This window comes from Herbaspirillum lusitanum P6-12, assembly GCF_000256565.1.
In the GTDB taxonomy this organism is placed as follows: Bacteria; Pseudomonadota; Gammaproteobacteria; order Burkholderiales; family Burkholderiaceae_D; genus Herbaspirillum; species Herbaspirillum lusitanum.
In genome coordinates, this window is sequence record NZ_AJHH01000636.1 from 1 (window position 1) to 6384 (window position 6384).

The 6384-nt window shown below is 54.7% G+C and carries 6 protein-coding genes; 1 reads left to right on the forward strand and 5 read right to left on the reverse strand.

Annotated features, from left to right (window positions below; translation table 11 throughout):
• Window positions 1-995 (reverse strand): MFS transporter (locus HLUSI_RS0120885; RefSeq protein WP_016835796.1); only part of this gene is annotated, 995 nt, incomplete at its 3' end.
• Between the two features lie 258 nt (window positions 996-1253).
• Between HLUSI_RS0120885 and HLUSI_RS29885 the strand changes: the two genes are divergently transcribed.
• The gene (locus tag HLUSI_RS29885; protein WP_040503742.1) at window positions 1254-2804 is read left to right on the forward strand and encodes a methyl-accepting chemotaxis protein; all 1551 of its coding nucleotides are present in this window, start codon (window positions 1254-1256) and stop codon (window positions 2802-2804) included.
• A 271-nt stretch (window positions 2805-3075) separates the two neighbouring features.
• Here the strand turns inward: HLUSI_RS29885 and HLUSI_RS0120895 are convergent, their stop codons facing one another.
• From HLUSI_RS0120895 to HLUSI_RS0120905, 4 genes are all read right to left on the reverse strand, one after another.
• Window positions 3076-4068: an HpcH/HpaI aldolase/citrate lyase family protein gene (locus tag HLUSI_RS0120895; protein ID WP_016835798.1), complete on the reverse strand. Its 993-nt coding sequence runs from the start codon at window positions 4066-4068 to the stop codon at window positions 3076-3078.
• A 15-nt stretch (window positions 4069-4083) separates the two neighbouring features.
• Window positions 4084-4479, reverse strand: a complete 396-nt coding sequence (locus HLUSI_RS31135; protein ID WP_016835799.1) for a GMC oxidoreductase — start codon at window positions 4477-4479, stop codon at window positions 4084-4086.
• Window positions 4454-5713: a GMC family oxidoreductase gene (locus HLUSI_RS29890; protein WP_050977754.1), complete on the reverse strand. Its 1260-nt coding sequence runs from the start codon at window positions 5711-5713 to the stop codon at window positions 4454-4456. Before HLUSI_RS29890 ends, HLUSI_RS31135 begins: the two co-directional genes overlap by 26 nt.
• A gap of 92 nt (window positions 5714-5805) precedes the next feature.
• Window positions 5806-6384, reverse strand: a 579-nt coding sequence (locus HLUSI_RS0120905; protein ID WP_016835800.1) for an SDR family NAD(P)-dependent oxidoreductase, incomplete at its 5' end; no start/stop codon positions are given.

Sequence of the window (6384 nt, forward strand, 5' to 3'; positions counted from 1 at the left end):
ATTAAATAGGTCACGCAAAGAGTCGACGTGGAGCCGAACTTCCGCGAGAAATAGCTGATCGATACCACTCCTGGCAGTCCGCCAGCTTGCATCGCCGACGCTGCTAGAAGCGCAGATCCGAGATCCAATCCTTGGTCTCGCAATAGAACAGGCAACCAGTTTGCCAAGAAATACAGGCACAACAGATTACAGAAAGTCACTGTCCAAAATAGAAACGTACCAGCTCTTCTCCCGTCGGAAAAAAGGGCCGTTATGCTCGACCAGTTTTGCGTTTTTTCCTTCTTATGAAGCTCCACATTTGAAGCCTCACGCCCAAAAAGATTTCTCAGAGATCGGTTAGCGGATATCGATTGCGCTTTGCCTGCTTCGACTAGAAAACGCAAAGATTCGGGCAGAAAACAAAAAACTATTGCCGTAACTAAAAGAGACGTGACGCCACCAAAAATAAATACCGAGCGCCAGCCATGGGCAGGAATCAATGCAGCTGCGATCAATCCTCCCGGGGCCGCACCCGCTGGCAATCCCAGGCTGGTCAGCATCACCAAAATGCTCCGACGCCGCTCCGGTGAGAACTCAGAAACCAATGCCAAAGCATTGGGAAGAATCACACCTAGCCCAAGACCTGTTACAAAACGAATCGCAACCAAGGAAGAAAAAGAAGCGGTCGCTGGCGCCAACAGCATTGCAACAGAGCAAATCCCCATTGCAGCAATCATCATTGGCCGGCGCCCAAAGCGGTCTGCGAGAGGGCTTAGCAGAAAAGCGCCAAACAACATGCCAATCAAACTCGAACTGAATATCAGGCCCAGCTCCGAGGTTGATATTCCAAGCTCTTGTCGCATCACCGGCGCTACGTAAGCAAGAGCTTGCGCGTCAAAACCGTCGACCATGAGACAGATGAAGCAAATAAAAAGGATCCGCCATTGGTACCAACCAAGGGGCCTTTCTTCCATTGCTTGCTCGATAGTTTTTACATCGCGATCCCCAGAATCCATCTTCTACTCCTCCACAGATATCAGATTTGAAAACGATAGTCTGTGAAAAAAAATGGTCCGACAAACGACTTTAGATGCGGCGATGCATTACCGCACTTCATGCATGGGACGTAAAAACGAGGAGCGGCTTCTACAGCATCAATTTTTAGTGGTTATATCTTATAAAAAAATCGTTTGTTTCCAAGTCTGCAAGAACGCTAAATTGAGACGCATACACAGAGCATCCTTATTTGGTTCCAATTAGAGAGAGGGGGCGACATGGCCGTCACAAAAAAACACACGTCAGCCGCGCAAGGCGTGGAATACATGATTACCAGAACAAACAATACAGAAATTTCCTATGCAAATCAGGCTTTCGCTCGAGCAACGGGTTATACGCTCGAAGAGGTAATCGGTTCATCGTTCTTGCGCTACTCAGATCTGACGACGCCCAAGATAATTGGAGAAGACATACGCGCCACCGTACTGGGAGGTCAACGTTGGGAGGGCGTCCTGGCCGTGAAATGCCGAGATGGCTCTACGTTCTGGTCGACGACAAGCATCTCCCCTTGGTATGAGAACGGAAAACTCACAGGTTCGACTGCTGTACGCACGATGGCAAGCGAACATGAGATAAACAAAACAAAGAAACTATATAAACGAATAACAACTCATCCTAAAATCTTCGGAATAAGAGCTGGGAAATTAGTTTTCAGAGGAATAGCTGCTGGCCTCAACTTATTTCTTTGGAGACGCGTGTCGGTTGCGATCGCACTATGTATTGCAATACCGTGCGCTACAACGCTTCTTTTTACTTATTTTTTTTCTGAAAGCACCGCCCAAATCAGTTTTAACAAGCTGCTTCTAATCAGCAGTATTGTCTCAATTGTCAGCGTGGGCGCAGTTCTCGCACTTGCTTATCAGACATGGTTTTTGCCACTTCGAAAATCAATCAATGAACTCCATCTCATATCATCCGGAGAGTTAGAGGGCCAAAACGAACATAAGGCAGCAGGAGATCTGGGACTTTTGGAAAATGCTCTGACGCTCATGCGTAAAAGCCTCATTTCAATGATCGAAGAAATCCGCAGCGGAATTTCGTCCATGAGCATAGCCTCAGGCGAACTATCAATGGGAAATTTGGATTTGTCTCGGCGAACCGAAAGCCAGGCCGCATCCACTGCAGAAATTACATCTGGCTTGGGAGAGCTTATACATATGGTTGCAGAGACTGCGAACATAGCCAGAAACGCAGAAAAGTGCGCTAGCGAGGCACAGAACATTTCTGAAGAAGGTATTCAGGCGGTAAGTGCAGCAGTCAAATGTATGGCGGAAATCGTTGAAAGTTCACGTCAGATGAACTCGGTAGTTTCAACAATTGAATCCATTGCTGCGCAAACCAATTTACTTGCGCTGAATGCAGCAGTTGAAGCAGCAAGAGCCGGACAGCACGGTAGAGGTTTTGCCGTAGTTGCAAAGGAAGTGCGGTTACTGGCGACTCGCTCAGTTGAAGCGACTGAAAATATCAAGGACCTCATCAAAAACTCAATGCAACGTACTAACGCTGGCCAAGTAAAGGTTTCAGCAGCGGCGAGCGCTATTGATCAACTGTCTAAAGCGATATCGACAGTAGATACGATGATGGTTAAAGTTGCTTCCGGCACAAAAGAACAGAATACTGCGTTGGACAAAATTCACCATGCGTTGGAGGACATTGACCAAACAACACAACAAAACGCAGCGCTGGTAGAACAGATATATGCATCTACTGAAATGCTAACCAGTCAATCTAAATCACTTTCCACAACAGTTTCTGTGTTCCGGTGTTAATTTTCGGAGAAGATTTTTCCATCTAGCCGTGGTTCCTCCTAAAGTAATTTTAAGGATCACCGGCGCTTTCAATATATCTGAATCGACTCCATAAGCATAACAACGAGTCGCGCTTGGTGCATGGAAGTCGGAGTACGGATTCGTAAGCCTACGAATATCATAGAAGGCACTTTCTACCTCTTCGCACACACTCAAGCTGATTTCCATGCCATTCAGCATTTCGCGTGCAATCGAATATATTAGGTCGTTCTGTACTGATAGCAGTATAGCGTCAGGCGAAGAATCGCTGAACCACAATCGCTGGCAAAGGAGCGCATGTGGAATGCCCGCGTTTCAGCAAGGACCAGAAGTACCGGTACGTCGCACGGTCGTGCAACTCTCCCTTAAATTGAATTGGCCCCCACTGATTGTCCTGCGCGGCGACCAGAATCGCGCTTGCATCCTCGACCTCGTTCATGTCGGGACGCAGCGCAGCTACGATCGGCTCAATCTGGGAAGGATGAATGCTCCACATGCGCTGGAAGCCGAACTGCCTGGAGGCGCGCAAGGCGTCGCCGCGGATCACTGCGGCATCTCTGAGGTTCAGACAGACGTTATGCGACGGCACCACCCCGGCAGCCAAGGCCGCGGCAACCACATCGGCCTTGGCGCGCGTCAGCAGCGCATGCTCGAACTGGCCCGGACTTCTCAGTGCATCCGCTCCAATCGCGCCATGGTGACTGCTGACAAAGTCCATCAGCCCGAAGTCGAGCACTTCCACGTGCGGCAGTTCTGCCAGCGCGTAGACATGACGCAAGGCGGCATGGGTTTCGACTAAGATATGCACCGGAAGCGGCGTAGCGCGTCCGGCGGAGCGCGCCGTTTGCTGGATGTAGTCGATGCATTCACGTGCACCGGCCACACTGGTGGACTTTGGGATCGTCACGTAGGCCAGTTCCGAGGCAGCCCTGCCGACGACGATGTCGACGTCGCTGCGCCACGAGGCGTGCGATCTGTCGTGGATACGAACGCCGATACGGCCATCCGAGTTGGAGGCAGTCCGCACCAGTTCGGCCACCATGCTGGCATGTCCGATTTCATCGCCGGCCTGCGCACCGTCTTCGCAATCGCAGGTGATATCGAACACCGGTCCAAGCCGCTCCTGTATCTGCAATGCCTTGCGGATCAGTTTTTCATTTCCCGCGAAGTGCTCGCAGACCGGCAAAGGCGGGAAGGTCTTCTCCCCCATGAACAGCGCGTCCTCGGGATGTACTTGTATCGGCATGGCGGGATCCTGTCCTCAGGGGCGAACGAGCTGGCGTTCCGCGATGATCATGTCGGCTGCTTTTTCAGCAATCATGATTGTCGGGGCATTAGTGTTTCCAGATGGAATCCGCGGCATCACCGAAGCATCGACCACGCGGACACCCTCGAAGCCATTCAGCTTCAGTTCGGGATCCACGACCGCACCGGCGTCGACACCCATGCGGCATGTGCCGACCGGGTGATACATGGACTGAGCGTTGCCGCGCAGGTAAGAAATCAGTTCCTTGTCGCTCTGGTGAGCCGTGCCGGGCATGATCTCGTCCCGCAGTTTTGGCCGGAAAGGATCCGCGGCGAAAATGCGGCGGATCATGCGCAAGCCCTCCATCAGCGGCGGAAGATCACGGTCATCGGTCAGGTAGTTGGCGACCATGCGCGGCGCCTGGGTCGCATCGGCGGACCGCAAGGTAACCTCGCCTTTCGAATAAGGCCGCAGCAACGTGCACGACGCGGTCACCGCCGGCGCCCCCTCCCGCCGGCTCGGCCTTGTACATGCCGGCGGATTTACTGATCATGCTGAACGGCCGCATCTGCACCTGTAGATCGGGATACTGCAAGCCCTGCTCAGTACGCACGAACAAACCCACCTGGGCGGCTGCGGACGTGAGCAATCCACGCCGGGTCGCGAGGTACTTGAACACGTCGGGGATCATCCGCCAGTTGCTCGAGATCATGCGATTGATCGAGAACGTCGGGTCCACGCTAACCAGGCAATGCGCGTATATATGATCGTGGAGATTTTGTCCGACCGCCGGCACATTCATCTTCACCGGAATGCCCATGGCCTGCAGCTGCTCGGCGGGACCGATGCCGGACAACATGAGCAGCTGCGGCGAATTAATGGTGCCGCCGCTGAGGATCACTTCACGCGATGCATGTACCACACGCACATTGCCGTTGACCCGGACACGCACGCCGGTGACCCGCTTGCCTTCGAACTCCAGGCTTTCGGCCAGCGCATGCGTCAGCACCGTCAGATTGCGGCGGTTGCGCACGGGATGCAGGAAGGCCGCCGAGGCCGAATCGCGCACGCCCTTATGAATGGAAAATTGGAGATAGCCCACGCCTTCCTGGGTGGCGCCGTTGAAATCGTCGTTGCGCTCAATGCCGATATGCTGCGCGGCGGCGACGAACGCCTTCGAGGCGTCGTGCGGCTCGGCCAGTTGCGATACGTGCAGTTCGCCGTCGGCACCGTGCAGGTCGCTGGCGCCGGTGAAGTGACTCTCGCTGCGGCGGAAATACGGCAGCACATCCTTCCATCCCCATCCGACGTTGCCCATCGCCTCCCAGCCGTCGTAGTCGCCCGGATTGCCGCGCATGTAGACGTGACCGTTGATAGAGGAGCTGCCGCCCAGCGTCTTGCCGCGCGGCCAGATGATCTTGCGGTTGTTCAGACCCGGCTCCGGCTCCGACATGTAGCCCCAGGTCAAATCGGGATGTCCCACCACGCGCGGCACGCCCGCCGGGATCTTGAGCCAGATATTGCTGTCTTCGCCGCCGGCTTCCAGCAACAGCACGCGATAGCCGGCGTCGCGCGAAAGGCGATTGGCCAGCACACATCCGGCGGAACCGGCGCCCACAATCACATAGTCGTACGTATCGGTCACTTGATGTCTCTCTTGTTTCTTGTTATTTGATTCGCGAAGAGAAGACGGACAGGCGTTCCATCCGTCCTCGCTACGCCAACTCTAGCCTTGTTTCAATGAATGTGTAGACCGCCGTTGATATCCAGCACCACACCCGTTACATAGGCCGACATGTCCGAGGACAGGAACAGGATGCAGTTGGCGATATCCAGCGGCTTGGCCAGGCGACCGAGCGGCGTGGTTTCCGCAACGCGCTGCTTGCCGCTGTCGTCGATCTTGCCGATCAGCAGTTCCGTATCAACCAGTCCCGGCGCCACCGCATTGACGCGAATGCCGTCCGGTCCCAGCTCGCGCGCCATCGCCTTGGCGAGCGACTGCACGCCGCCCTTCGCCGCCGCGTAATGCGGTCCGCCCAGGATGCCGCCGCCGCGCTGGCCTGCCACCGATCCCATGCAAACGATGGTGCCGCTCTTCTTGCTTCGCATGCCAGGAATCACGGCCCGCGACATGTGATATGCCCCGCGCAGACTGACGTCCATCACGATGTCGTAGTCGTCCGGCGAACTGTCCATGATGCGGTGCGCTTGGCTGACGCCGGCATTGTTGACCAACGTATCGACGCGGCCTAAAGCGGCGACGACTTCGGCGACTACGGCGTTGCAGCGCGCGGCGTCGCGCACATCGCAGGCCCA